The sequence below is a fragment of the Zobellella taiwanensis genome (assembly GCF_003012795.1).
GTDB classification, from domain to species: Bacteria; Pseudomonadota; Gammaproteobacteria; order Enterobacterales; family Aeromonadaceae; genus Oceanimonas; species Oceanimonas taiwanensis.
In genome coordinates this window covers 1-26147 of sequence record NZ_PXYH01000022.1, presented here as the reverse complement: position 1 = coordinate 26147, position 26147 = coordinate 1, and the positions used below count along the sequence as shown (strand labels likewise).

The 26147-nt window shown below is 64.4% G+C and carries 20 protein-coding genes and 4 tRNA genes; 13 read left to right on the top strand and 11 right to left on the bottom strand.

From position 1 onward, the window contains the following. Nucleotides 1-67 precede the first annotated feature (67 nt). The 3 genes from C7I36_RS14010 to C7I36_RS14000 all read left to right on the top strand — a co-directional run bounded on the left by C7I36_RS14010 (nt 68) and on the right by C7I36_RS14000 (nt 3959). Nucleotides 68-1336 (top strand): glycerate kinase type-2 family protein, encoded by a 1269-nt coding sequence (locus C7I36_RS14010; protein WP_106454316.1) that lies wholly within the window; start codon nt 68-70, stop codon nt 1334-1336. A gap of 228 nt (nt 1337-1564) precedes the next feature. Beyond that, complete coding sequence (locus C7I36_RS14005; RefSeq protein WP_106454351.1) at nt 1565-2668, top strand: carboxynorspermidine decarboxylase; 1104 nt, start codon at nt 1565-1567, stop codon at nt 2666-2668. A 52-nt stretch (nt 2669-2720) separates the two neighbouring features. Continuing rightward, on the top strand, nt 2721-3959 hold the full coding sequence (locus C7I36_RS14000) for a saccharopine dehydrogenase family protein (protein ID WP_106454315.1): 1239 nt from the start codon (nt 2721-2723) through the stop codon (nt 3957-3959). Between the two features lie 51 nt (nt 3960-4010). On the opposite strand, the gene C7I36_RS13995 is transcribed toward C7I36_RS14000, so the two are convergent. Further along, a complete protein-coding gene (locus C7I36_RS13995; protein WP_106454314.1) occupies nt 4011-4853 on the bottom strand; it encodes an IclR family transcriptional regulator in 843 nt (280 codons plus the stop codon). A 129-nt stretch (nt 4854-4982) separates the two neighbouring features. On the opposite strand from C7I36_RS13995, the gene C7I36_RS13990 reads away from it, so the two are divergent. After that, on the top strand, nt 4983-6128 hold the full coding sequence (locus C7I36_RS13990) for a pyridoxal phosphate-dependent aminotransferase (protein ID WP_106454313.1): 1146 nt from the start codon (nt 4983-4985) through the stop codon (nt 6126-6128). Next, nucleotides 6116-6886, top strand: coding sequence for an amidohydrolase (locus tag C7I36_RS13985; RefSeq protein WP_106454312.1), 771 nt, complete (start codon nt 6116-6118; stop codon nt 6884-6886). Before C7I36_RS13990 ends, C7I36_RS13985 begins: the two co-directional genes overlap by 13 nt. A gap of 127 nt (nt 6887-7013) precedes the next feature. On the opposite strand, the gene C7I36_RS13980 is transcribed toward C7I36_RS13985, so the two are convergent. From C7I36_RS13980 to C7I36_RS13965, 4 genes are all read right to left on the bottom strand, one after another. After that, a tRNA-Pro gene (locus C7I36_RS13980) sits at nt 7014-7090 on the bottom strand. 94 nt (nt 7091-7184) lie between these two features. Beyond that, nucleotides 7185-7270 (bottom strand) — tRNA-Leu (locus tag C7I36_RS13975). Between the two features lie 33 nt (nt 7271-7303). Beyond that, nucleotides 7304-7379 (bottom strand) — tRNA-His (locus C7I36_RS13970). 21 nt (nt 7380-7400) lie between these two features. Continuing rightward, nucleotides 7401-7477 (bottom strand) — tRNA-Arg (locus C7I36_RS13965). Between the two features lie 226 nt (nt 7478-7703). Here C7I36_RS13965 and C7I36_RS13960 point away from each other — a divergent pair. The 8 genes from C7I36_RS13960 (at nt 7704) to C7I36_RS13925 (ending at nt 21348) form a co-directional block, all read left to right on the top strand. Further along, a complete protein-coding gene (locus C7I36_RS13960; RefSeq protein ID WP_106454311.1) occupies nt 7704-8270 on the top strand; it encodes a TetR/AcrR family transcriptional regulator in 567 nt (188 codons plus the stop codon). A gap of 24 nt (nt 8271-8294) precedes the next feature. Then, nucleotides 8295-9416, top strand: coding sequence for an efflux RND transporter periplasmic adaptor subunit (locus C7I36_RS13955; RefSeq protein ID WP_106454310.1), 1122 nt, complete (start codon nt 8295-8297; stop codon nt 9414-9416). A 13-nt stretch (nt 9417-9429) separates the two neighbouring features. Further along, a complete protein-coding gene (locus C7I36_RS13950) occupies nt 9430-12507 on the top strand; it encodes a multidrug efflux RND transporter permease subunit (RefSeq protein ID WP_106454309.1) in 3078 nt (1025 codons plus the stop codon). Nucleotides 12508-12634: 127 nt separating this feature from the next. Continuing rightward, a complete protein-coding gene (locus C7I36_RS13945; RefSeq protein ID WP_106454308.1) occupies nt 12635-13543 on the top strand; it encodes a DMT family transporter in 909 nt (302 codons plus the stop codon). 49 nt (nt 13544-13592) lie between these two features. Beyond that, nucleotides 13593-15383 carry an aminopeptidase P family protein gene (locus C7I36_RS13940; RefSeq protein WP_106454307.1) on the top strand — a complete coding sequence of 597 codons (1791 nt, stop codon included), beginning with the start codon at nt 13593-13595 and terminating at the stop codon, nt 15381-15383. Between the two features lie 156 nt (nt 15384-15539). After that, nucleotides 15540-16889, top strand: a complete 1350-nt coding sequence (gene pssA, locus C7I36_RS13935) for a CDP-diacylglycerol--serine O-phosphatidyltransferase (RefSeq protein ID WP_106454306.1) — start codon at nt 15540-15542, stop codon at nt 16887-16889. A gap of 213 nt (nt 16890-17102) precedes the next feature. After that, nucleotides 17103-19175 carry an ATP-dependent DNA helicase RecG gene (gene recG, locus C7I36_RS13930; RefSeq protein ID WP_106454305.1) on the top strand — a complete coding sequence of 691 codons (2073 nt, stop codon included), beginning with the start codon at nt 17103-17105 and terminating at the stop codon, nt 19173-19175. A gap of 139 nt (nt 19176-19314) precedes the next feature. Beyond that, entirely contained in the window at nt 19315-21348 is a 2034-nt protein-coding gene (locus C7I36_RS13925) for an AsmA family protein (protein ID WP_106454304.1), read from the top strand. A gap of 5 nt (nt 21349-21353) precedes the next feature. Here the strand turns inward: C7I36_RS13925 and C7I36_RS13920 are convergent, their stop codons facing one another. The 6 genes from C7I36_RS13920 to C7I36_RS13895 form a co-directional block, all read right to left on the bottom strand. Further along, nucleotides 21354-22244, bottom strand: a complete 891-nt coding sequence (locus C7I36_RS13920) for a bifunctional GNAT family N-acetyltransferase/hotdog fold thioesterase (RefSeq protein WP_106454303.1) — start codon at nt 22242-22244, stop codon at nt 21354-21356. Between the two features lie 70 nt (nt 22245-22314). Next, nucleotides 22315-22752, bottom strand: a complete 438-nt coding sequence (gene dtd, locus C7I36_RS13915; protein ID WP_106454302.1) for a D-aminoacyl-tRNA deacylase — start codon at nt 22750-22752, stop codon at nt 22315-22317. Continuing rightward, nucleotides 22749-23708 (bottom strand): prolyl aminopeptidase, encoded by a 960-nt coding sequence (gene pip, locus C7I36_RS13910; RefSeq protein ID WP_106454301.1) that lies wholly within the window; start codon nt 23706-23708, stop codon nt 22749-22751. The genes dtd and pip overlap by 4 nt, the downstream gene beginning before the upstream one ends. Further along, complete coding sequence (locus C7I36_RS13905; protein WP_106454300.1) at nt 23708-24607, bottom strand: virulence factor BrkB family protein; 900 nt, start codon at nt 24605-24607, stop codon at nt 23708-23710. Before C7I36_RS13905 ends, pip begins: the two co-directional genes overlap by 1 nt. A gap of 139 nt (nt 24608-24746) precedes the next feature. Then, on the bottom strand, nt 24747-25325 hold the full coding sequence (locus C7I36_RS13900; RefSeq protein ID WP_245880129.1) for a YceI family protein: 579 nt from the start codon (nt 25323-25325) through the stop codon (nt 24747-24749). 25 nt (nt 25326-25350) lie between these two features. After that, nucleotides 25351-25872, bottom strand: a complete 522-nt coding sequence (locus C7I36_RS13895) for a cytochrome b (protein WP_106454299.1) — start codon at nt 25870-25872, stop codon at nt 25351-25353. Between the last annotated feature and the right edge of the window lie 275 nt (nt 25873-26147).

Below are 26147 nucleotides of genomic sequence, written 5' to 3'. Positions count from 1 at the left end.
GGTTGTGCTGCCCCACCCTCTTCATCAGCGTAAGATAGAGACAGCCGTTTTTTCAGGAGTATTTGTAATGGATATCCATCCTCAGGAGTTGTTACAGCAGTTGTTCGACAGCGCCGTGGCCGCCGCCCTGCCCAAGGGCAACCTGGCCGAATACCTGCCCAGGGATACTCGTCAAAAAGCCGTTGTCATCGGTGCCGGCAAGGCCGCCGCCTCCATGGCCGCCGAGCTGGACGCCATCTGGGAAGGCGAACTGTCCGGCCTGGTGGTGACCCGCTACGATCACGGCGCGCCCTGCCAGCGCATCGACATCATCGAGGCCGCCCACCCGGTGCCGGATGACGCCGGCGAGCGGGTCGGCCGCCGCATGCTGGAACTGGTGTCCGGCCTCGGCGAGGACGACCTGGTGATCTGCCTGCTGTCCGGCGGCGGCTCCTCGCTGCTGAGCCTGCCGGCCCCGGGCCTGACCCTGTCCGACAAGCAGGCCATCAACAAGGCCCTGCTCCGGTCGGGGGCGGCCATCGACGAGATGAACTGCGTGCGCAAGCACCTGTCCGCCATCAAGGGTGGCCGCCTGGCTGCCGCCGCCTACCCGGCCCGGCTGATCGCCCTGGGCATTTCCGACGTGCCCGGCGATGAGGCCACCGTGATTGCCTCCGGCCCCACCGTGGCGGATCCCACCACCTCGGCCCAGGCCCTGGCCATCCTCGACCACTACGGCATCGAGGTGGGCGCCCATGTGCGCGACTGGCTGCAGAGCCCCGAGTCCGAGACCGTCAAGCCGGGCGACGAGCGCCTGAGCCGGGCCGAGTTCCACATGATAGCCACTCCCCAGGATGCGCTGGACGCCGCCGCCGACCTGGCCATGTCCCACGACATCACCCCCCTGGTGCTGGGCGACGGCATCGAGGGCGAGTCCCGGGAAGTGGCCAAGGTGCACGCCGCCATCGCCAAGCAGATAGTCAAGTGCGGCCAGCCCATCTCGGCCCCCTGCGTGATCCTGTCCGGCGGTGAAACCACGGTCACCATCAAGGGCAACGGCCGTGGCGGGCGCAACAGCGAGTTTATGCTGAGCCTGTTCAACGAGCTGAAGGGGCTGAAGGGCGTCTATGCCCTGGCCGCCGACACCGACGGCATCGACGGGGTGGAAGACAACGCCGGCGCCTACATCACCCCCGAGCTGTACGCCCGGGCCGAGGCGGCCGGCCTCAAGGCAGAAGACTACCTGGCCAACAACGACAGCTACGGTTTCTTCTCCCGGCTGGGTGTGCTGGTGGAAACCGGCCCCACCCGCACCAACGTCAACGATTTCCGCGCCATCCTGGTGCTGCCGGAATAACCGGACTTATAACAATAATCATTCTGGCCGCTCTGGCGGGCGGCAGGCACTCCCTGTAACAGGGCCGGGCGGACACGCCGGCCCTGTTTTTTTGCCCATTCACCGCTTTTCGCAACAAACACTCACTTTTTGCTCGAAGCATCCCCCCCTTTCCACTATAATCACGCGCTTTGAAATTTCCCGGCCCGCCGCCGGGTGGTTGACAGGCTCTAAGGGGGTATGACTGAGGTGATCAAGACACCGTACTATCTCATCGACAAAAGCAAACTGCTGCGCAACATGGAAAAAATTGCCTATGTGCGCGAACACTCCGGCGCCAAGGCGCTGCTGGCCCTGAAATGCTTCGCCACCTGGTCGGTGTTCGACCTGATGAGCCAGTACATGGACGGCACCACTTCTTCCTCCCTCAACGAAGTCAAGCTCGGCAAGCTCAAGTTCGGCGGTGAAACCCACGCTTACAGCGTGGCCTATGCCGACGACGAAATCGCAGAAGTGCTGGCCCACTCCGACAAGATCATCTTCAACTCCATCGGCCAGCTCGAACGCTTCGAGGCGGCCTCCGCCGACCACGTGCGCGGCCTGCGCCTGAATCCGGGTGTGTCCAGCTCCGAGTTCATCATCGCCGACCCCTCCCGCCCCTTCAGCCGCCTGGGCGAATGGGACGCGGCCAAGGTCGAACGGGTGCTCGACCGCATCTCCGGCTTTATGATCCACAACAACTGCGAGAACAGCGACTTCGCCCTGTTCGATCGCATGCTGGGCCAGATTGAGGAGAAATTCGGCAACCTGCTGGCGCAACCCCGGATCAGCTGGGTCAGCCTGGGCGGCGGCATCCACTTCACCGGCGAAGGCTACCCGCTCGACCAATTCTGCGCCCGGCTCAAGGCCTTTGCCGAACGCTACGGGGTGCAGCTCTACCTGGAGCCCGGCGAGGCGGCCATCACCCTCAGCACCTCCCTCGAGGTGACGGTGCTCGACACCCTGTACAACGGCAAGCAGCTGGCGATCGTGGACAGCTCCATCGAGGCGCACATGCTCGACCTGCTGATCTACCGCCAGAACGCCAAAATGGAGCCCTGCGACGGCCCCCATGAATACATGGTGTGCGGCAAGTCCTGCCTGGCCGGGGACATCTTCGGCGAGTTCAGGTTCGACCACGAATTGAAGGTCGGCGACCGGCTGTCGTTCATCGACGCCGCCGGTTACACCATGGTCAAGAAAAACTGGTTCAATGGCGTCAACATGCCCGCCATTGCCGTGCGTCAGCTCGACGGCAGCGTGGAACTGGTGCGTGAGTTCGGTTTCGACGATTTTGTAAACAGCCTCTCCTGAGGCATGGAGTAACCACAGCAAAGCCTTTCAAGGAGGCGATTCGAGGAAAAAAATGAAGAAAAACGTTCTGATTATTGGTGCCGGAGGTGTCGCCCAGGTGGTCGCGCACAAGTGTGCGCAGCATAACGACGTGCTGGGGAACATCCATATCGCTTCGCGTACTGTCGAGAAATGCCGGAAAATCGTCGACAGCGTGCGGGAAAAGGGCAGCCTCAAGGTTGCCGGTGAATTGCAAGCCCATGCCCTGGATGCGCTCGATATCGACGCCACCAAGGCATTGATTGACAAGACACAGTCGCAACTGGTGATCAATGTCGGATCGGCTTTCGTCAACATGTCGGTGCTGCAGGCCTGTATCGAGACCGGCGCCGCCTACCTCGACACCGCCATCCATGAAGATCCGGCCAAAATCTGCGAAAATCCGCCCTGGTATGCCAACTACGAGTGGAAGCGCAAGGCCATCTGCGAAGAGAAGGGCATCACCGCCATCCTGGGCGTGGGCTTCGATCCGGGTGTGGTCAACGCCTATGCCGCGGTGGCGGTGAAGGAGTGCTTCGACAGCGTCGACTCCATCGACATCATCGACATCAACGCCGGCAGCCACGGCCGCTACTTCGCCACCAACTTCGATCCGGAAATCAACTTCCGCGAGTTTACCGGCCGGGTCTGGTCCTGGCAGAACAGCGAGTGGGTGCAAAACCGGATGTTCGAGGTGAAGCGCACCGACGATCTGCCGGTGGTGGGCAGCCAGACCAGCTACATGACCGGCCACGACGAGGTGCACTCCCTGTCCCAGAACCTGGGCGTGCCCAACGTGCGCTTCTGGATGGGCTTTGGCGAGCACTACATCAATGTGTTCACCGTGCTGAACAACCTGGGCCTGCTCTCCGAGCAGCCGGTGAAGACCGCCGAAGGCCTGGAAGTGGTGCCGCTCAAGGTGGTCAAGGCCGTGCTGCCCGACCCCTCCTCCCTGGCGCCCACCTACAGCGGCAAAACCTGCATCGGTGACCTGGTCAAGGGCAAGAAGGACGGCCAGGACAAGGAAGTGTTCATCTACAACGTGGCCGACCACGCCGAGGCCTATGCCGAAGTGGGCAGCCAGGGCATTTCCTACACCGCCGGCGTGCCGCCGGTGGCCGCCGCCCTGCTGATCGCCTCCGGCGAGTGGGACGTGAAGCACATGGCCAACGTGGAAGAGCTGGATCCCAAGCCCTTCATCAACCTGCTCAACGACATGGGCCTGCCGACCCGGATCAAGGACGAGCAGGGCGATCGCCCGCTGCGCTTCTGAGCCCGGTTTAACCATGCAAAAGGCCAGTCAGCGGACTGGCCTTTTTTGTTTTCAGCTGCCCGCTTCCGGCTTCCGGCTTGCTTTGGGCGCCCGGCCGCCGATGGCCTTGGTCACTTCCCGGGCAGCGTCCATCACCAGGGCGCTGAGCATGGGGATACGCTCCCACTTCACCCGCACCGCCGGCCCGGAGATGGAGATGGCGGCCACCGCCTCGCCGTATTCGTTGTAGATATTGGCGGCGATGCAGCGCAGGCCTTCGAACTGCTCTTCGTCGTCCAGGGAGTAGCCCTGCTGGCTTATCTTGCCGAGTTCCAGTTCGAACTGGCTGGGATGGATAAGGGTATGAGCGGTAAAGGCCGCCATGCCGGTCTTGCGGATGATCTCCAGGGCGTCCTTGCGCGGCATGGCCGACAACAGCGCCTTGCCCACGCCGGAGGCGTGCAGCGGCGCCCGGCTGCCGAGCGACACCACCATGCGCATGGTCTGGGGCGATTCCACCTGGCCCACATACACCACGCTGTTCTGCTCCACTATCCCCAGGTTGGAGGTTTCGCCGGTTTCTGCCACCAGCCGCTTCATGAAGGGCCTGGCCTGGGCGATAAAGTCGCGCTTTTTCAGGTAGGCGTTGCCGATGGAAAAGGCGTTGACGCCGATGCTCCACAGCCCCTGGGTATCATCCACGTCCACAAAATCGTGGCTGCGCAGGCTGTTGAGCAGGCGATGGGCGGTGGATGGCGCCAGCCCCAGGCTGCCGGCCACGTCGGTGAGCGACATGCCCATATCCGAAGCGGCCAGCCGCTCCAGCAGCAGCAGGGCACGGGACAGGGACTGGACCTGGCTGGTGCCGGCCGCGGCGGCGCTTTTCGTCTTTTTGGTTTTTGTTCCGTCTGCCATGTAAAAGCCGTGTAATACAGAGACCTGGCCGACATTGTAGGGGGAATCGGGAGGCAAGTCCCGCCCCGTGTGGATTGCCGCCGCTTCCTGCTATAGTGGGCGCCCCTTGGATAACAGAGGAGCCGGCGGATGATCCCGGACAGCAAACTGCCCGACCAGGGCACCACCATTTTCACCCGGATGAGCGCCCTCGCCGCCGAGCACGGCGCCATCAACCTGTCCCAGGGCTTTCCCGACTTCGACGGCCCTGCCTACCTGAAGGAGCGGCTGGCCCACCATGTGGCGAGCGGCGCCAACCAGTACGCCCCCATGGCCGGGGCCCCGGCCCTGCGCCAGGCCATCGCCGCCAAAATCCGGCACCAGCACGGCATCGGCCTCAGCGCCGAACATGAGATCACCGTTACCGCCGGCGCCACCGAGGCGCTCTACGCCGCCATCACCGCCCTGGTACGTCCCGGCGACGAGGTGGTGTGCTTCGACCCCAGCTACGACAGCTACGCCCCGGCGGTGACCCTGGCCGGCGGCCGCCTGGTGCGGCTGCCGCTCAGCCCGCCCGGGTTCCGCCCCGACTGGGCCCAGTTCCGCGCTAGCCTGAGCCCGCGCACCCGGCTGGTGATCGTCAACACGCCCCACAACCCCACCGCCACCGTCTGGCAGGCGGACGATTTCAACCAGCTGTGGCAGGCCATTGCCGATCACAACATCTTCGTGCTGAGCGACGAGGTCTACGAACACATCTGCTTTACCCCGGCCGGCCACAGCAGCGTGCTGCACCATGCCAACCTGAGGGAACGGGCCATCGCCGTGTCTTCCTTCGGCAAGACCTATCATATGACCGGCTGGAAGGTCGGCTACGCCGTGGCGCCGCCGGCCCTCACCGAAGAGCTGCGCAAGGTGCACCAGTACCTCACCTTCTCGGTCAACACCCCGGCCCAGCTGGCCCTGGCGGACATGCTCGAGGCCCATCCCGAACACTGGCGGCAGTTGCCGGAGTTCTACCGGGCCAAGCGGGACCGTTTCGCCCGGGCGCTGGCGGGCAGCCGTTTCAAGGTATTGCCGAGCCTCGGCACCTACTTCCTGCTGGTGGACTACGGCGCCATCAGCGAGCTGGACGACCTGACCTTCGCCCGCTGGCTGACCGAGCACGCCGGCGTGGCCGCCATCCCGCTGTCGGTGTTCTGTGAAGGGCCCTTCCCCCACCAGCTGGTTCGGCTATGCTTTGCCAAACAAGACGAAACCCTGGACCAAGCGGGAGCCCGCCTATGCCAACTCTGAATCTCAGCCTGCTGCAGCAGCCCCTGCGCTGGCACGACGGTCCGGCCAACCTGGCCCATTTCGACGGCCTGCTGGCCGGGCTGCACGGCCAGGATCTGATCCTGCTGCCGGAAATGTTCACCACCGGCTTCGCCATGGACGCTTCCCGCCACGCCCTGGCGGAAGAGGAGGTGATCGACTGGCTGCACGATCATGCCCAGCGGCTGCAGGCCATGATTGGCGGCAGCGTGGCGCTCGCCACCGAAACGGGGACGGTCAACCGCTTCCTGCTGGTGGATCCCCACCGCCGGGTGCACCGCTACGACAAGCGCCACCTGTTCCGCATGGCCGGCGAGCACCAGTTTTACCGGCCGGGAGCGGAACGGGTGATAGTGGAGTGGAAGGGATTCCGGATACTGCCGCAGATCTGCTACGACCTGCGTTTTCCGGTGTGGTGCCGCAACCGCAACGATTACGATCTGGCACTGTTCGTAGCCAACTGGCCGGCGCCCCGGGCCCACCACTGGACCGCCCTGCTCACCGCCCGCGCCATCGAAAACCAGGCCTTCGTGGCCGGCTGCAACCGGGTCGGCCAGGATCCCAACGGCCTGAGTTACAGCGGCAACAGCCTGATCCTCTCGCCCCAGGGCGAGCTGCTGGCCAAGGCCGGCGACCACCAGGCCGCCGTGCTGCAGGCCAGCCTCAGCCTGGCCGAGTTGCGGGACTACCGGGAGCGCTTTCCGGCCTGGATGGACGCGGACGACTTCCGGCTCGAGTAGCACCGCCAGGCCTGACCCGGATAACCCGCTCCGGGCATAACAAAGGCCGCAACCGACAGTGTCGGTTGCGGCCTTGTTTTTGGATGGCGCAAAAAACGAAAAAACCGACTCTAGGTCGGTTTAATAATGGTCGGCGTTGAGGGATTCGAACCCCCGACCCTCTGGTCCCAAACCAGATGCGCTACCAGGCTGCGCTAAACGCCGAGAAGTCTTTCAGTGGGCTGCTACGGCTGCCGCCGCTTTCCCTCTGTACGGCAGGACAATCTATCCTGGCCGTGCCGATTATGTTCGGAAGCAGTGGTGCGAAGGGGGGGACTTGAACCCCCACGTCCGAAGGACACTAACACCTGAAGCTAGCGCGTCTACCAATTCCGCCACCCTCGCATTGTTACCGCTTCCAGGCTCTTGGCCTGAAACTGGGGTGACCGACGGGGCTCGAACCCGCGACAACCGGAATCACAATCCGGGACTCTACCAACTGAGCTACGGTCACCACATTTTGTCCATTACCAGATGGCGCGCCCGACAGGATTCGAACCTGTGACCTCTGCCTCCGGAGGGCAGCGCTCTATCCAGCTGAGCTACGGGCGCTCTATATTTGGACGGAGCGAATACTAAGGTTACCCCCCTGCCTTGTCCAGCACTTTTTTGCAATAAAAACGCGGCTGCCGCTTTTGTCGGCAGAGTGCTGCTTTTTTTGGCTAGAATGGTCACAGGAGCGGGGGCAGGCGATTGACTTGGCGCCGGAAAAACCTAGAATCACCGCTCGCGAATGAACGTTCATTCATGACTTTTCCATCCCGGGTAACAGAATACGATGACAGACAAGCGTGAGCGCATCCTCAATGCGGCGGAGGCCCTGATCGCCCACTATGGCTTCCAGGGCATGTCGATGCAACTGGTTGCCAGGCAGGCGGACGTCGCCACCGGCACCATTTACCGCTATTTCAAGGACAAGGAAAGCCTGCTGCGCTGCGTGCACGAAGAACGGCTGCAGGAGGTGTCGGTCGCCCTGCTCGCCGGGCTGGACTCGGGCCCGCCCAGTTACCAGCAGTTTCGTACCCTGTGGCTGAACTGTATCCGCTACCTGCTCGACAACCCGGATTGCCTGATGTACCGGGTGCAGTACGAGGCCTCTCCCCTGTTCAACCGGGAAGAGGAAAAACAGATGGATGAACGTTACTTCAAACCCGTTTTCGAGTTTTTCGAACGGGGCCGGGAGGCCGGCATCTTCCGCAATATACCGGCGGAGCTGCTCGGTTTCCTGGCTCTGGAAAACCTGATGCTGTTGACGCAAAAACACACCAAGGGCTGTATCCGGCTCGAAGAAAGCCTGTACGACGAACTGATCGATGCAGCCTGGAACGCCATTCTAAAACGATAACAAATAGTCGCGGGAGTGACCCTGATGAAAAAATGGACCCTGTCCATGCTGCTGCTGGTGGTGCTGATTTTTGGCAGCGTAATTGGCTTTAACCTGTTCAAGCAAAACATGATGGCCCAGTATTTCGCCAATATGCCGATACCGAGCTTTCCGGTGACCCTGCAGACGGTGGCCACCAGTGACTGGACGCCGCGCATTGCCGCCATCGGCTTTATCGAGCCTATCCAGGGCATCAATGTCAGCAATGAGTCCGCCGGTATCATCCGCGCCATTCACTTCGAGTCCGGTCAGCAGGTCAAGGCAGGTCAGGTGCTGGTGGAGCTGGATGCGGACGTGGAAAAAGCCAACCTGCGCAGTGCCGAGGGGCGCCTGCCCTCGGTGCAGGCCAACCTGGAGCGGATGCGCCAGCTTTATGCCCGGGGTTCGGTGTCCAAGGGCCAGCTGGACGAGGCGGAAGCCAACTACCGCGAGCTACAGGGTCAAATAGACTCACTCAAGGCCACCATAGAGCGGCGTACCATACGTGCGCCCTTCGACGGCATCATGGGTATCCGCAACGCCTTTCTCGGCCAGTACCTGAATGCCGGCGCCGACATCGCCCGGCTGGAGGACATCAGCCATTTCCGCATCCGCTTCACCATTCCCCAGACCCGGCTGGCCGACATTGCCGTGGGCCAGGGGTTGAACATTTTCGTGGACGCCTATCCCGACACCCCCTTCGAGGGGCAAATCACCGCCATAGAGCCACAGGTCAACCCGGAATCGGGCGTGGTGCAGGTGCAGGCCAGCATTCCCAACCAGGACGGCAAGCTGCGCTCGGGCATGTTCGCCAAGCTCGACGTCCGCTTGCCGACCCAGAAAGACCAGATACTGGTACCCCAACACGCCATCAACTTCACCCTCTACGGTCAGACCGTGTATGTGGTGGAAGAACAGCAGACCGAAGAGGGCGACTCCGTGCTGGTGGCCCGTCAGCGGGTGGTGGAAGTGGCCGAGCGCGAGGCCGAGCTGGCCCGGGTAGTGAAGGGGCTGGAACCCGGCGAGAAAATCGTGACCTCCGGCCAGGTGCGGCTGTCCAACGGCAGCCGGGTCAAACCGGTGGAAAGCGACGCGCTCGACACCCCGGCCAACGCCCCCATGCTGTAACGCGGAGAACCCCATGCGTTTTACCGATATTTTTATTAAACGGCCGGTGCTGGCCGTGTCGATCAGCCTGCTGATCGTACTGCTGGGGCTGCAGGCCCTGCAGAAAATGCAGGTGCGGGAATATCCGGAAATGACCAACACCGTCATCACCGTCTCCACCGGCTACTACGGCGCCAGTGCCGATCTGGTGCAGGGCTTTATCACCCAGCCCCTGGAACAGGCCATCGCCCAGGCCGACAACATCGACTTCATGAGTTCCACCAGCAGCACCGGCAGTTCCAAGATCACGGTGCAGATGAAGCTCAACACCGATTCCAACGCGGCCCTGTCGGACATTCTCGCCCGGGTCAACTCGGTACGTTCGCAACTGCCCCGGGAGGCGGAAGATCCCAGCCTGGAGATGACCACGGGGGCTTCCACCTCCATCATGTACATCGCCTTCAGCAGCGAGCAGCTCAGTTCACCCGAGATCAACGACTACCTGGAGCGGGTGGTGCGGCCCCAGTTCTACTCGGTGGACGGGGTAGCCAAACTCAACCTGTTCGGCGGCGCCAAGTTCGCCCTGCGCATCTGGCTCGACCCGCTGCGCATGGCCGCCTACCAGCTGACCGCCGCCGAGGTGCTGTCGGTGCTGCAGGCCAACAACTACCAGGCCGCCGCCGGCCAGGCCACCGGCTATTACATGCTCTACAACAGCAAGATCAACTCCCAGGTGGAAACCGCCGAGGAGCTGGAGTCGCTGGTCATCGCCACCCGCAACGACGCCGTGGTGCGGCTGCGCGACCTGGCCCGGGTCTCCCTGGAAAAGAGCCACGATGTGGTGCGCGCCCTGGCCGACGGCGAGTCGGCGGTGATCATCGGGGTGGACCCCACCCCCTCCGCCAACCCGCTGGACGTGGCCGCCAACGTGCGCGACATGCTGCCCGACCTCGAGCGCAACATGCCCGACACCATCAAGATGAAGCTGCTGTACGACGCCACCGACGCCATCAACGAGTCCATCTTCGAGGTGGTCAAGACCATCCTCGAAGCCTCGCTGATCGTGCTGGTGGTAATCACCCTGTTCCTGGGCTCGCTCAGGGCGGTGCTGATCCCCATCATCACCATTCCCCTGTCGCTGGTGGGCGTGGCCATACTGATGAACCTGTTCGGCTTCAGCATCAACCTGATGACGCTGCTGGCCATGGTGCTGGCCATCGGCCTGGTGGTGGACGACGCCATAGTAGTGGTAGAGAACGTCGACCGCCATATCAAGGCCGGGGAAGACCCCTACCGGGCCGCCATTCTCGGCACCCGGGAAATCGCCCTGCCGGTGATCACCATGACCATCACCCTGGCGGCGGTGTATGCCCCCATTGCCCTGATGAGCGGCATTACCGGCTCCCTGTTCAAGGAGTTTGCCCTCACCCTGGCCGGCGCCGTCTTTATCTCCGGGGTGGTGGCGCTGACCCTGTCGCCCATGATGTGCTCCCGGCTGCTCAAGGCCCACGTCAACCCCAACCGTTTTGAGCGAGCCGTGGAAAATACCCTGGAGCGGCTGACCGAGCGCTACTCGCGCATGCTGGACGCGGTCATGGGCAAGCGCCCTGTGGTGATCGCCTTCGCGGTGCTGGTGTTCGGCTCGCTGCCGGTGCTGTTCAGCTTTATCCCCAGCGAACTGGCACCGAACGAAGACCGTGGCGCCTTTATGATGATGGCCAAGGCGCCCAACAGCGCCAACCTCGACTATATCGAGAACAACATGCGCAAGGCGGTAGAGGTACTGAACCAGGACGACGCCCTGGCCACCTCCCTGACCATCACCGGCGTGCCCAACGCCAACCAGGGCCTGGCGGTGGCGGTGCTCAAGCCCTGGAGCCAGCGGGATGCCCAGAAAGCGGTGATCGGCCGGCTGACGCCGCCGCTGCAGGCCATTCCGGCGGTGGCCATCAGCGCCTTCGAATTTCCCGAGCTGCCCGGCGCCTCCAGCGGCCTGCCGGTACAGTACGTGCTGACCACCCCCAACAACTTCGAAAGCCTGTATGAAGTGGCGGCGGACGTACTGCAGAAGGTGAGCCAGAGCCCGCTGTTCATCTACAGCGAGCTGGACCTGGCGTTCGACTCGGGCACCATGAAGATAGAAGTGAACCGGGACAAGGCCGGCGCCTACGGGATAACGATGCAGGACATCGCCGTCACCCTGTCCACCATGATGAGCGATGCCTACGTCAACCGGGTGGATCTGGATGGCCGCAGCTATGAGGTGATCCCCCAGGTGGCGCGAATCGACCGGCTCAACCCGGACTCGATCAACAATTATTTCGTCCGCGCCCACAACGGCGACATGGTGCCCCTGGCCAACCTGGTCACCCTCACCATGGAAGCCCAGCCCCGCGCCCTGCCCCACTACAACCAGCTGAACTCGGCCACCATCGGTGCCGTGCTGACGCCGGGGGTGTCCATGGGCGATGCCATCGGCTTTCTGGAGCAGGAGGTCACCGCCGAGCTGCCCACCGGCTACAACCACGACTACCTGGGCGCCGCCCGCCAGTTCGTGACCGAAGGCAGCGCCCTGTACATGACCTTCCTGCTGGCGCTGTTCATCATCTTCCTGGTGCTGGCGTCCCAGTTTGAGAGTGTGCGCGATCCCCTGGTGATCATGGTGTCGGTGCCCCTGGCCATTTCCGGCGCCCTGATCGCCCTGGCCTGGGGCCTGGCCACCATGAACATCTATACCCAGGTGGGGCTGATCACCCTGGTCGGCATCATCACCAAGCACGGCATCCTGATGTGCGAGGTGGCCAAGGAGGAGCAACTGCACCGGGGCCGGGACCGGACCGAGGCGATACGGGTGGCGGCGCGCATCCGCCTGCGCGCCATCCTGATGACCACCGCCGCCATGGTGGCGGGCCTGGTCCCGCTGCTGTTCGCGGTGGGCGCCGGCGCCTATTCCCGCTTCGGCATGGGCATCGTTATCGTCTCCGGCCTGAGCATCGGCACCCTGTTCACCCTGTTCGTGCTGCCGGTGATCTACACCTTCCTCGCCTCCCGCCACAAGCCGTTGCCGGAGTTCGATGAGGCGCTGGCCCCCAAGGCTCACGGCATGCACTGAGCCGACGGCGAAGCAAGCAAAAGGGCTGCCCGGTGCAGCCCTTCCTTTTTCGGCCATCGCCGCCCTTCACCTGCCCGGGGTTATTGCCTACACTGGCATCTTTGTGTCGTACGGGCCCGCCAACACCATGAAAAACCAGAAAAAAGCCTACCTGTTCGGACTGGGGGCCGTGGCCTGCTGGTCCACCGTGGCCACCGCCTTCAAGCTCTCCCTCGGCTATTTCTCACCGGCCCAGCTGCTGCTGGTGGCCACCGCCACCTCGCTGGTGCTGCTGCTCGGCCTGCTGGCGGTACAGGGCAAGCTGAGATACCTGGGCCGCTATCTGCGCGACCGGCCCGGCTACTATCTGCTGCTGGGGTTGCTCAACCCGGCGCTTTATTACCTTATCCTGTTCCAGGCCTACGACCGGCTGCCGGCCCAGCAGGCGCAGACCCTCAACTACACCTGGGCCATCACCCTTACCCTGCTGGCGGTACCCTTCCTCGGGCAGAAGATCCGCGGCCAGGATTGGGTGGCCATCGTGCTCGGCTACCTGGGCGCCATGGTCATCGCCACCCGGGGCGACCTGCTCGGCCTGAACTTCGAGGACCCCCTGGGGGTGGCCCTGGCCCTGGTATCCACGGTGATCTGGGCCGGCTACTGGATACTCAACACCCGCAACCAGGGCGATCCCCTGGTGGCGCTGACCCTGAGTTTCCTGCTGGCATTGCCCTTTATCCTGCTGGCCACCGCCCTGTGGTCGGATTTCGCCCTCACCGCCTGGCAGGGCTGGGTCGGCGCCGTCTACGTGGGCCTGTTCGAGATGGGCTTCGCCTTCGTGATGTGGCTGCTGGCCATGAAGCATGCGGAAAACACCGCCCGCATTTCCAACCTGATCTTTATTTCGCCCTTCGCCTCCCTGCTGCTGCTGCGCTTTCTGGTCGGCGAGGCCATCTACCCGGCCACCATAGCGGGGCTGGTGATGATAGTGGCGGCCCTGCTGATCCAGCAGCTCAGGCTCGGGCCCCGGTTTGCCAAGGCCAGGGGGGCGGAGTAAAGTGAGCCGCGAGGCCATTCATCATCCATTCTCCCGCTAAGGAATCGCCATGACTCACGCCAACCGCCTTGCCGCCGTCCGGGACAGCCTGAAGCAAGAGGGCCTGGACGCCTTTATCGTGCCCCACGACGACGAGCACCTGGGGGAATACATTCCGCCCCATGCCGAGCGGCTGGACTGGATCAGCGGCTTCAACGGCTCCGCCGGCGCCGCCGTGGTGCTGGCCGACAAGGCCGCCATCTTCGTGGACGGCCGCTACACGGTGCAGGTGCGCCACCAGTGCGATCCGGCGCTGTTCGAGTTCCGCCACCTGATAAGCGAGCCCTTCCTCGACTGGATAGCGGAGCACCTGCCGGCGGCCAGCCGGGTCGGCTTCGATCCCAAACTGCACAGCCGGGGCTGGCACCAGGCGGCCGAAGCCCGGCTGGCGGAAAAAGGCATCCAGCTGGTGCCGCTGGCCGAGAACCCCATCGACCGGCACTGGCACGACCGGCCGTCTCCGGTATGCCGTCCCGCCCTGCTGCTCGACCAGGAATACAGCGGCCAGCACAGCGAGGCCAAGCGCCACCGCATCGCCGAAATGCTGCAGACCAGGGCGGTGGACGCCCAGTTGCTGACCCAGGCCGAGCCCATCAACTGGCTGCTCAATATCCGTGGCCGCGACATCCCCTGCCTGCCGGTGGTGCTGAGCTTCGCCCTGCTGTACCGGGACGGCGCCGTGCAGCTGTTCGCCGACCCCGCCAAGTTCGCGGATCTCGACCTGGCCGGCCACAGCGGCAAGGACGTCACCCTGGCGCCGATGGACGAGCTGGAACAGGCGCTGGTCCGCCTCGGCGCCAACGGCGCCCGGGTCCAGCTCGATCCCGCCACCGCCAACGCCTGGAGCGCCCTGGTGCTGGAGCGGGCCGGCGCCGAGCTGGTGCCGGCCGAGGATCCCTGCATGCTGCCCAAGGCCTGCAAAAACCCGGTAGAGGTGCACGGCAGCCGCGCCGCCCACCTGCGCGACGCCGTGGCGGTGTGCCGCTTCCTGGCCTGGCTGGACCGGAGGGTGGCCGAGCCCCATCCGGAGCGGGAAGACGAAGGCACCCTGGCCGACCGGCTGGAAGCCTTCCGCGCCGAACTGCCCGAATTCGTGGAGCCGAGCTTCGGCACCATCTCGGCCCTGGGCCCCAACGCCGCCATGTGCCATTACCGGCACAGCAACGGCACTCCGCGCCAACTGGGGCAGGACGCCATCTACCTGGTGGACTCGGGCGGCCAGTACCTGGACGGCACCACCGACATCACCCGCACCGTGGCGGTGGGCGAGCCCGACGCCGAGATGCGCAAACTGTTCACCCTGGTGCTGCGTGGCCATATCGACCTGGCCTGCGCCCGCTTTCCCGCCGGCACCGGCGGCCTGCAGCTGGACGCCCTGGCCCGCCTGCCCCTGTGGCAGCAGGGCTACAACTTCGACCACGGCACCGGCCACGGCGTGGGCCACTTCCTCAGCGTGCACGAGGGACCCCAGCGCATTTCGCCCAAGGGCAGCATGGTGCCGCTGACCACCGGCATGATCGTTTCCAACGAGCCCGGCTACTACCGGGAAGACGCCTTCGGCATCCGTTGCGAAAACCTCGAGGTGGTGCGCCCGGCCGACACCGACGGCGACATCCCGGTGTTCGAGTTCGAAAACCTCACCTGGGTGCCCTTCGACCGCCGCCTGATCGACCCGGCCTGGCTCGAACCCAAGCAGGTGCAATGGCTGAACCACTACCACGCCCAGGTGTGGGAAAAGGTCGGCCCCAACCTCGCCGGGGGCGACCTGGCCTGGCTGGAACAGGCTACCCGACCCCTTTGAGGGACTCGGTAACAGGGACTCGCGGGAGTGGGGTAGCCGCGCTAATCCCCAGTCCCCGCAGTAATTTGCCGCCTTTCCCTCAAATTCGGTACACTGCCCCGAATTTTGTCGTTTGGGTATGGTCTTAAACGGCAACCTCATCAACCGGGTTAACCTATGCAACTAGCCAACTATTATCGCGCCCTGCTGGCGCAGCTGCCGTCCCTGGCGGTGGAGGCGGATCGGGTGCAGGTACTGCACTCTGCCAGCGCCTTCCGGCAGCGGCTGCTGGAGTTGATCGCCGCCGCCCAGACCCGTATCTGCCTGGTGGCCCTCTACCTGCAGGACGACGAAGCCGGCCGCGAGGTGCTTACCGCTCTTTATCAGGCCAAACAGGCCAATCCCGCCCTGGACGTGCGCCTCTATGTGGACTTCCACCGTGCCCAGCGGGGCCTGATCGGCCATCAGGGCCAGGGCGGCAACCACCTTATGTACCGGGAATTCGCCGAGCGCTACCCGCATCCCATCGCCATTCACGGAGTGCCGGTCAAGGGCCGGGAAATCCTCGGGGTGCTGCACCTCAAGGGCTTCGTGTTCGACGACGTGGTGCTCTACTCGGGCGCCAGCCTCAACGACATCTATCTGCACCGCCAGGACAGATACCGTTTCGACCGCTACCACCAGATCACCGATGCCGGCCTGGCCGACAGCATGATCGATTATGTCGACCGGCTGTTCGCCAACAACCCGGCGGTACCGCTGCTGAACCAGGCCGACATCCCCCGCGCCCGCCAGTTGCGCCATGCCATCCGCCAGTTCAAGCAGCAGATGCGGCGAACCCAATACCGCTATCCCGCCCGCCCACGGCAGCCGGGCCAGGTGGCCATTACCCCTCTGGCCGGCCTCGGCAAGCTCGGCAACCGGCTCAACCGCACCATCCGCCACCTGCTGCGCGGCACCCGGGAAACGCTCTTTATCTGCACCCCCTACTTCAACCTGCCCAAGCCCCTGGCCAAGGACATCCGCAGCCTGCTGCGCAAGGGGGTGGAAGTCACCCTGGTGATCGGCGACAAGACCGCCAACGACTTTTACATCCCGCCGGAAGAAGCCTTCCGCACCATAGGCGGCCTGCCCTACCTGTACGAAACCAACCTGCGCCGCTTTGCCCGCGCCAATCAGACCTTTATCTACCAGGGCAAGCTCAACATCATGCTCTGGCGCCACGAACGCAACTCCTACCACCTCAAGGGGCTGTTCGTGGACGACGACCTGGCGATGATCACCGGCAACAACCTCAATCCCCGCGCCTGGGGGCTGGATCTGGAAAACGGCCTGCTGCTGCAGGATCCGGAGCGGTTGCTGCGGGAGCGTTTCGAGGCAGAAAAGGCCAATATCCTGGAACACTGCCGGCGACTGGAGCACTTTTCCGAGATAGAGGAACTGGCCGACTATCCGGAGCCGGTGCAAAAACTGCTCCGACGGGTCTCCCGCACCCGCGCCAATGTACTGCTGAAGCGGCTGCTGTAAGCACCGGGATTCGGGATTCGGGATTCGGGATTCGGGATTCGGGATTCGGGATTCGGGATTCGGGATTCGGGATTGAAGACCAGAACCAGGAACCAGACAACCCCCAGTCCCCAGTCCCCAGTCCCCAGTCCCCAGTCCCCAGTCCCCAGTCCCCAGTCCCATTTTAATCCCGCCTCTGCTATCCTCTGTAAATATTTACAGTATGGGGCCGCCATGAATCTGGACAAAATGTCCCTCAACCTACTCAAGGGAGTGGGCGACAAGATGCTGGAAAAGCTGCACCGCCTGGGCCTGGAAACGGTGCAGGACCTGCTGTTCCACCTGCCCCTGCGCTACGAGGATCGCACCCGCGTCTGCCCCATCGCCGAACTGATGCCGGGCATGCATATCTCAGTGGTGGGCGAAATCGTCGACAACCACATCAGCTATGGCCGCAAGCGCATGCTGATCTGCCGGCTGCGCGACGACAGCGGCACCCTGACCCTGCGCTTTTTCAACTTCGCCGCCGCCCAGAAAAACAGCCTCGCCGCCGGCACCCGCCTGCGTGCCTTCGGCGAGATCCGCCCCGGCCAGCATGGCCTGGAGATCATCCATCCGGAATACAGCCTGCTGCAGGGCGGCCAACCGGCCACCGGCGAAGCCAGCCTGACCCCGGTGTACGGCACCACCGAAGGGCTGCGCCAGCTGACCCTGCGCCAGCTCAGCGATCAGGCCCTGGCCCTGCTCGAGCAGCAGCCACTGGCGGAGCTGCTGCCCGAGGGACTGTACCAGCATCAGCTCGGCCTGAACCAGGCGGTGCGCCTGCTGCACCGGCCGCCCCCCGACGTCGCCCTGCCCCAGCTCGAGCAGGGGCAGCACCCGGCCCAGCGCCGGCTGGTGCTGGAAGAGCTGCTGGCCCACAACCTGTCGGTGCTCAAGGTGCGCGAGCAGAGCCAGGCCCATCGCGCCCGGCCGCTGTCCTGCCCGCAAGCGCTGATCGACCGCTTCCTCGGCCAGTTGCCCTTTTCCCCCACCGCTGCCCAGCGCCGGGTGGTGGCGGAGATCGGCGCCGATCTGCACAAAACCGTGCCCATGATGCGGCTGGTGCAGGGCGACGTGGGCTCGGGCAAAACCCTGGTGGCGGCCCTGGCGGCGCTGCAGGTGATCGGCAACCAGGGCCAGGTGGCGCTGATGGCGCCCACCGAGCTGCTGGCCGAGCAGCACGCCAACAACTTCGCCGCCTGGCTGTCGCCGCTCGGCATCCAGGTGGGCTGGCTGGCGGGCAAGGTCAAGGGCAAGGCCCGGGCCGAACAACTGGAGCGGCTCGCCAGCGGCGAGCTGGCCATGGTGGTCGGCACCCACGCCCTGTTCCAGGAGCAGGTACAGTTCAACGCCCTGGAGCTGGTGATCATCGACGAACAGCACCGCTTCGGGGTACACCAGCGCCTGGCCCTGCGCGAAAAGGGCAGCCAGGGGGATTATTACCCGCACCAGTTGATCATGACCGCCACCCCCATCCCCCGCACCCTGGCGATGACCGCCTACGCGGATCTGGACACCTCCGTCATCGACGAACTGCCACCCGGGCGCACCCCGGTCACCACAGTGGCCATTCCCGACACACGCCGCGACGAGGTGGTGGCCCGGGTACGGCAGCTGTGCCGGGAGCAGGGCCGCCAGGCCTACTGGGTGTGCACCCTGATCGAGGAGTCGGAGGTGCTGGAATGCCAGGCGGCGGAGGACACCGCCGCCGCCCTCTCCGCCCAGTTGCCGGAGCTGAGGGTAGGGCTGGTGCACGGCCGCATGAAGGCGGCGGAAAAGCAGGCGGTGATGGCCGACTTCAAGGACGGCCGCCTCGACCTGCTGGTGGCCACCACCGTCATCGAGGTGGGGGTGGATGTACCCAACGCCTCGCTGATGATCATCGAAAACCCCGAGCGCCTGGGCCTGGCCCAGTTGCACCAGCTGCGCGGCCGGGTCGGCCGGGGGGCGACCGCCTCCCACTGCGTGCTGCTCTACCACGCTCCTCTCACCAAAACCGCTGGCCAGCGGCTGGGGGTGTTGCGCGACACCAACGACGGCTTTGTCATCGCCCAGAAGGATCTGGAAATCCGCGGCCCGGGCGAGCTGCTCGGCACCCGCCAGACCGGCCTCGCGGATCTGAAAATTGCCGATCTGGTGCGGGATCAGGCGCTGCTGCCCGAAGTACAACGGCTGGCCCGCTACCTGGCCGACCGCCATCCCGAGGTGGTGGAGCCGCTGATCCGGCGCTGGCTAGGATGGCGGGAACATTATGGTAAAGTTTGAGAAAACAAGGTCTTGAGCGTTAAGCTGTGCACCACAAGAAAAGCCGGGACGACGGCAAAATGCCTTCCAAAAGAAGCCTTTCTTGCCGACCCTTTACGGCCAAAAGCCTAACGCTGCCCCAAGGGCGAAGGATAGTCTGATGAAAAAGCTGGTCAGATATGTGTTGCTGCTGTTACTCATTCTGGTGCTCGGCGGCTGGCTGCTGCTCAACCTGTTCGATGCCAACCAGCTGAAAAAGCCGGTCCTCGGCTGGCTCAACGAAAACACCGAGCTGGACATCGGTATCGGCCGGCTCGAGTTCAATCCCCTCACCCCCTACAAGCTGCTGGCGGAAGAGGTGCGCCTGGGTGACTGGTTCGAGGCCCGCCAGGTTTATGTGGAACTGGAAGGACTCGCCTCCCTCGCCGGCGAAACCCGGGTCGCCATTATCGACATCGTCGACGGCCGCCTGACCCCCGGCCGGGTGCGCGAGCTGGCCCTGCCCGCCAGCCTGGCCGATATCCGGATTGCCGAACTCAACACCCGCAACCTGACCATCAGCGGCGATGGCTGGCAGTTGCAGGGTGCCGACCTGACCCTGCGCGACTGGCAACCCCGCCGGCAAGGTCAATGGCAATGGACCGCCGACCTGACCCTGAGCGGCCAGGTGCGCCAGCTGTCCCACCCCTGGCTGGAACTGTCCCGGGCCAGCCTCGAAGGCCGGGTCGAGCAGGGCCGCCTGGTACTGGACGAAGTCCGTGCCCGGCTGTTTGACGGCCTGCTCGACAGCCGCCTGCTCCTGGATCCCGCCCGCCGCGAGCTGCAGCTCAACGGCCCCCGCTTCACCGGCAACCGGTTCCGGATGGAATATGCCCCCCGCCTGCCAGAGGGCTGGACCCTGCTGCTCAGCCGGGCCAGCCTGGAAGACACCAGCCTGACCAGCCCCCGGTTCACCGCCAACGGCATCGCCGGCCAGCTGCGCTACCTGGAATGGAACGGCCGGGACCTGCCCGAGGGGCAGGGCGAGTGGCAGGCGGCCGAGGCGGTGCTGGGCTGGCTGCGGCTCGACCAGCACCAGGGCCAGTGGCTCGGCAGCCGGGAGCGGCTCGGCCTGAGCCTGAACGGCAAGGCCTACCAGGGCAGCCTGGCGGCCGAACTGGGCTGGTTTCCGCAGCAGGGCCGGCTGGACATAGAACAATTGCAACTGACCGGCAACAAGCTGGAATGGCACCCGGACCTGGCCTGGCCCATTCCGGACCTGCGCATCCACAAGCTCAACCTGGGCCAGGGCGAGCTGCTGTCCATGGATCCGGCGCTGCCCCTGTCACTGCTCGACGGCCGGCTGTTCATCGCCGACCTCGCCTGGGCGGCAGGCCAGTGGCGGCCGCTGACCGAACAGGCCCGGCTGGAGGGCGGCTGGGGAGAACTGGCCTACGACAGCCTGATCAGCCGCCAGGCCGGCTTCAAGGCCCGGCTGGACGATACCCGGTTACGGCTGGATGAATTCGACGGTGAGTGGCTGGAAGGCCGCCTCAGGCTGGCCGGCCGCCTGGGCATCTATCCGCCGTATCCGGCCAGCCTGCGGCTGGACGCCGAGGACCTGGCCCTGCGCCGGCTCAGCAGTTGGCTGCGCAAGGAGCGCGGCTTCTCCGGCAAGCTGAACCTGAACGCCGAGCTCGACGGCGAACTCCATCGCCGCGCCAGCTGGACCGGCGAGCTGCGCCTTGACGCCGAGGATCTCTTTGTGGAACGGCTCGGCCTGGACGACTGGCTGCGCCGGCGCCTGGGCGAGGATTACGCCGAGCCCAGGGCGGTAGATCCGGCGCTGGCGGCCCTGGACCTGGCGCAGAGCGACGGCTTTATCTACCGTGCCGAGCTGGCCGGCCCCGTCCGCGAGGGACGCTGGCAGTTGAACGGCAGCGCGGTACAAAGCGTGCGCCACCTGCTGGCACTGAGAGGAGAGCTGGATCTGGCCGGCGGCTGGGATCTGGAGCTGGGCGCGGTCAACGACCAGGGCTGCCGGGAGCTGGCCATCCGCCTGCAGCAAAGCTGGCGCGCACCCAAACTCCGGCTGCACCAGCCAGCACCGGCCGAGCCCTGCCGGCCCTGGTATAGGGGTCCGCTCGCCTATCCCGCCGCCGGCCTGCCCGGCAACCTGATAGAGGCGGTGCGCAACCTGCCGCAGGAGCCGTAAGCTGTTTAGTGCGGCAGTATCACATAGCGGCCGCTGAACACCGCGGCCTTGGCCTCACCGCTGTAGAGGGTAACGTTAAGATCCACCCTCACCCTTTCGCCCCGGGCCAGGGGCAACAGCTGCTCGCGCAACCGGCCCTGCACCTCGGCGGTAGGCTCGTCCCACACCGGAGTCAGGTATTTGATCTCGCCGCTGCCCTGGACGATGTCGCCGCTCACGCCGTATTCCTGCATCTGCAGCCAGATCAGGCCCCAGCCGGTGAGCACGCACTGGCTGTAGATGCTGCCGGCGAACATGGACTCGTGCAGGTTAAGGTTGGCGTTGAGGTTGCCCCGGGTCTTGAACTTGCTGCCGGTGTACTGGGTAATGCGGATGCCCATTTTTTCGCTGATGGGGATGCGCCGGTGCCACAGCCGCTGCAATTCGTCGCACAGCTCGGGGCAATGACGGATCTGATGGATGGGAGTCAGCGCCTTGATCATCTGCCGGTGGGGTATCTTGCCGAAACTGATAGGCCCCTCGCCCACCACGGTGAAGCCGCAGCGGCCATAAAACGCCACCGCTTCCTCCCGGGCATTCATCACCAGCCGGCGCACCCCCTGCTGGCGGGCCACCTGCTCCAGGGCCTGCACCATGCGGGTGCCCAGGCCCTTGGCCCGGCATTCGGGGATCACCGCCATAAAGCGGATCTGGGCTTCATCGCCGCTCACATAGAGCCGGCCCACGGCCACCAGCTTGCCGTCCTTGTCCACCATCATGCGATGGTGGGCGTACTCGTCGAACTCGTCCCGCTCCGATCCCCTGGGCTGCTGCCAGGGTTTGCGCAGCAGCTGCCAGCGCAGCAGGTAGTAGGCTTCCAGTTCCGCTTCCGTTTGCGGGGTGACCACACGATACATGGTCTGCTCCTGTTATGGTTATCTTGGGATATGCTGCCGCTTGTCGCGGCAGGGTGCAATGGGGGCCGGCTCAGACCTGCAGCCAGAAGGTGACGGGGCCGTCGTTGGTCAGGCTGACCTGCATGTCGGCGGCGAAGCGGCCCGCCTCGGAGTGGACGCCCAGATCCCGCGCCGCCATCACGAAATAATCGTACCAGCGCTCGGCGTCCGCCGGCGCCGCCCCCCGGGAAAAACTGGGCCGCAGGCCACTGTTGGTGTCCGCCGCCAGGGTGAATTGGGATACCACCAGCAGGCTGCCGCCGGCCTGGCGCAGGTTGAGGTTCATTTTGCCGTTGTCGTCGCCAAACACCCGGTAACCGAGCACCTTGTTCAGCAGCTTGTCGGCCCTGGCCTGGTCGTCGCCCCGCTCGACGCCAAGCAGTACCAGCAGGCCCGGGCCGATGGCGCCCACCCGCTCGCCGGCCACGGTGACCGAAGCCGAACTGACTCTCTGGATCAGGGCTATCATGCCTGCATCAACTCCTTTGCCATATGATCGGTGGCTTTCACCAGGGCGTCTATGATACCCGGTTCGAAGGCCGAATGTCCGGCTCCCGGCACAATTTGCAGCGCCAGCCCGGGCCAGGCGGCGGCCAGCTCGGCAGCGGCCGCCACCTTGCAAATGGCGTCGTAACGGCCGTGGATCAGCACCGCCGGCAACTGGCGGATCCTGTCCAGGTGATTGATGATATGGTTTTCCTCGATAAAACAGTGATTAACAAAGTAGTGGCATTCTATCCTCGCCAGCGCCAGGGCACTGTGGGCTTCACCGTAGTAGGCCTCGGCGTCGGGCCGGGGCAGCAGGGTGCTGATGCGTCCCTCCCACACCGCCCAGGCGCGGGCGGCGTTGAGCCGGGCCAGCTCGTTGGCACTGGTCAGCAAGCCGTGGTAGCGCGCCAGCAGATCGTCGGCATGTCCTTCCAGGGGCGCCAGAAAGTCCCGGTAATGATCGGGAAACAGCTGGGCGGCGCCGCCGTCCGGGTGATAGAGCCAGTGCAGATCCTGCCGGCGACCGAGAAACAGGCCGCGCAGCACCAGGCCCAGCACCCGCTCGGGGTGGGCAATGGCGTAGCACAGCGCCAGGGTGGAGCCCCAGGAGCCGCCAAACACCAGCCAGCGCTCAATGCCAAGGTGACGGCGGATCTGCTCCAGGTCGGCGATGAGCGCCTGGGTATGGTTGTCGTCAAGCTCGGCGTGGGGTTCGGATTGCCCGGCGCCGCGCTGGTCGAACAGAATGATGCGGTAGCGCTCGGGATCGAAAAAACGACGATGCTCGGGGCCGGTGCCGGCTCCGGGGCCGCCGTGCACCAGCACCACGGGAATGCCGAGCGGATGGCCGCTTTCCTCCACATAAAGGCGGTGACGGAGGGACACGGCCAGCCACTGCTGCTGGCTGGCGGCAATGGCCGGATAGAGGGTGCGCATCAGGAGGTTTCCTCACCGTTGTCTTGATCTGCCTTAAAGCTTAGTCCGTGGCTGTGCTCGTAGTCGCCCAGGCTGGCGGTCAGCTCGGCACCGAACAGGGCGATCATCCAGCTCAGGTACACCCACACAAACAGGATGGGCACCGTGGCCAGGGCGCCATAAATGGCCTGGTAGGAAGGAAACTGGGTGATATAGAAGGCAAAGCCGCGCTTGGCCAGCTCAAACAGCACAGCCGCCACCAGGCCACCGCAAATGGCGTGGCCAAAGCGCACCCGGGTATTGGGCACCACCATGTAAAACACCACGAACATCAGGGTGGACAGCAGGAACGGCAGCAAGCCGAGCAGCACGGCGCCGATACCGAAGAAGCTGTCGCCCTGGAAGATGCGCATCGAGGTCACATAGGACGTCATCGCCAGGCTGGCGCCCGCCAGTATAGGTCCCAGGGTGAGGATCATCCAATAGGTGGAAAAGGCCACCGACCAGCGCCGCTTCTGGCTCACCCGCCAGATATGGTTGAAGTTTTCGTCGATGGCGGAAATCAGCAGCATGGCGGTCACCGCCAGCGCCGCCACCCCGATGGCGGTGGTTTTGGAGGCATTATCGATAAAGCCCTGGATATTCTTCTGCACCACGTCCCCCGCCGCCGGCACGAAGTTGCTGAACACGAAATTCTGGATGGTCTCGCGCAGCTCGGCAAACATGGGAAAGGCGGACATCATGGCGAAGACCACCGCCAGCATGGGCACCAGCGACAGCAGGGTGATGTAGGTCAGGTAGCCGGCGGTCACCTTGAGCCGGTCCTGCTGCATGCGCTTGAGCACGAAGCGCACGAAATCAGCGCCATGGTCCCGGATGAAACGCAGGCGATGTTCGATACGGGCGACAACCTTGGTCATGGGCAATCCTGTTGGGCGGCAAAGGAATGCCTATTGTGGCAAATTTTACACCTCCGGCGCCACCCGGGTATCGGCCGCCGGGCCAGAATGCAAAACGCCCGGCACGGGGCCGGGCGCTCTGGTGCCGGGGCAGGCGGGATTACTGGCGCACGCCCTCGAGGTGGATTTCCAGGTAGACGGTCGCCGCCGCCGGACCCAGATCGTAGTTCATGCCGAAATCCGCGGGCTTGAGCTCGATTTCCCCTTCAAATCCGCGACGGAAGCCACCCCAGGGATCCTGGCCGGCACCCACCTGTTCGATCTCGAATTCGACCGGCTTGGTCACGCCGTGCAGGGTCAGGTCGCCGCGCACCCGGTATTCGCCCTCGTCGTCTTCACGGCTCACGCTGGTGCTCTTGAAGCTGGCCTCGGGGAACTTGCCGACATCCAGAAAATCGTCGCTGCGCAGATGGCGGTCCCGCTCCGCATGGTTGGTGTCCAGGCTGGTGGTGTTGATGGTGATTTCCACGCTGTTGTTGGCCGGATCCGCCTCGTCGTAGACAAAGCTGCCCTTGAAGTCGTTAAAGCGGCCGGTCAGCCAGCTGTAGCCCAGATGGTTCACCTTGAAATTGACCGAGGCATGCATGCCATCGGTATCCACTGTGTAGGTCTCGGGGGCGGCAAAGGCCTGGGGCGCCAGGGCCAGCAGGGCGGCGGCAATCACTGTGTGTTTCATCATTCGTCTCTCCTTGGGGTGACTAGGGTCAAAGCATACGTTTAAGAGTATCGTCTTTATCGCGCCAGTGGTGCTTGAGGGCCGCGGCGGCGTGCAGCGCCACCAGGCCGATCAGCGACCAGGCAAAATATTCATGCAGCAGGCCGGCGATGTCTTCCTGATCCGGGAAGGGGGTGATCAGCACCGGGATGTCGAACCAACCGAAAAAGGAAGCCGGCCTGTTGTCGGCGGTGGCGATCAGGTAGCCGCTGGCGAACAGCCCGAACAGCAGGCCGTACAGCAGCAGGTGCATGGCGTGGGCCAGGCCGCGCTCCCAGGGCCGGTGGCTGGCCAGGGGTCCTGGGCTACGGCCGACCGCCCGGGTCAGCAGCCGCACCACCACCAGGGCGCACAGCAGAAAGCCGACGCTTTTGTGCCAGTAGGGCAATACCTGGTAAAGGGGGTCGTAATAGCCCAGGTTACGCATCCACAGGCCAACGCCGAACAGGCCGAATACCAGCAGGGCGGTCAGCCAGTGCAGCAATCGCAGGGGCAGGGAATATTTTTGCATGGGATGGTCACCTCCGTCGCTGACCAGGACTCACTGCGGCCGGTCGGCCTGATGATAATGGTACTCAGTGTAATCTTTGCTGGCGCCGATCAAAGCCATGATTCCTGCTTCAGATGTTCAAATTATTTGAACACCCGGCCGACTGGCAACATCGAGTAGGGTGAGGCGTTACCGCCTCATCCCTCTCACAGAACCGTACATACGGGCCACGTATACGGCTCATGCCATTAACTTACCCCGAACTCGGGGACAGTGATGCCGGTTTTGACCTTCGC

Coding starts and splice junctions, on each gene's coding strand:
- C7I36_RS14010 (WP_106454316.1), top strand. CDS start 68: ATGGATATCCATCCTCAGGAGTTGTTACAGCAGTTGTTCGACAGCGCC.
- C7I36_RS14000 (WP_106454315.1), top strand. CDS start 2,721: ATGAAGAAAAACGTTCTGATTATTGGTGCCGGAGGTGTCGCCCAGGTG.
- C7I36_RS13995 (WP_106454314.1), bottom strand. CDS start 4,853: ATGGCAGACGGAACAAAAACCAAAAAGACGAAAAGCGCCGCCGCGGCC.
- C7I36_RS13990 (WP_106454313.1), top strand. CDS start 4,983: ATGATCCCGGACAGCAAACTGCCCGACCAGGGCACCACCATTTTCACC.
- C7I36_RS13985 (WP_106454312.1), top strand. CDS start 6,116: ATGCCAACTCTGAATCTCAGCCTGCTGCAGCAGCCCCTGCGCTGGCAC.
- C7I36_RS13960 (WP_106454311.1), top strand. CDS start 7,704: ATGACAGACAAGCGTGAGCGCATCCTCAATGCGGCGGAGGCCCTGATC.
- C7I36_RS13955 (WP_106454310.1), top strand. CDS start 8,295: ATGAAAAAATGGACCCTGTCCATGCTGCTGCTGGTGGTGCTGATTTTT.
- C7I36_RS13950 (WP_106454309.1), top strand. CDS start 9,430: ATGCGTTTTACCGATATTTTTATTAAACGGCCGGTGCTGGCCGTGTCG.
- C7I36_RS13945 (WP_106454308.1), top strand. CDS start 12,635: ATGAAAAACCAGAAAAAAGCCTACCTGTTCGGACTGGGGGCCGTGGCC.
- C7I36_RS13940 (WP_106454307.1), top strand. CDS start 13,593: ATGACTCACGCCAACCGCCTTGCCGCCGTCCGGGACAGCCTGAAGCAA.
- pssA (WP_106454306.1), top strand. CDS start 15,540: ATGCAACTAGCCAACTATTATCGCGCCCTGCTGGCGCAGCTGCCGTCC.
- recG (WP_106454305.1), top strand. CDS start 17,103: ATGAATCTGGACAAAATGTCCCTCAACCTACTCAAGGGAGTGGGCGAC.
- C7I36_RS13925 (WP_106454304.1), top strand. CDS start 19,315: ATGAAAAAGCTGGTCAGATATGTGTTGCTGCTGTTACTCATTCTGGTG.
- C7I36_RS13920 (WP_106454303.1), bottom strand. CDS start 22,244: ATGTATCGTGTGGTCACCCCGCAAACGGAAGCGGAACTGGAAGCCTAC.
- dtd (WP_106454302.1), bottom strand. CDS start 22,752: ATGATAGCCCTGATCCAGAGAGTCAGTTCGGCTTCGGTCACCGTGGCC.
- pip (WP_106454301.1), bottom strand. CDS start 23,708: ATGCGCACCCTCTATCCGGCCATTGCCGCCAGCCAGCAGCAGTGGCTG.
- C7I36_RS13905 (WP_106454300.1), bottom strand. CDS start 24,607: ATGACCAAGGTTGTCGCCCGTATCGAACATCGCCTGCGTTTCATCCGG.
- C7I36_RS13900 (WP_245880129.1), bottom strand. CDS start 25,325: ATGATGAAACACACAGTGATTGCCGCCGCCCTGCTGGCCCTGGCGCCC.
- C7I36_RS13895 (WP_106454299.1), bottom strand. CDS start 25,872: ATGCAAAAATATTCCCTGCCCCTGCGATTGCTGCACTGGCTGACCGCC.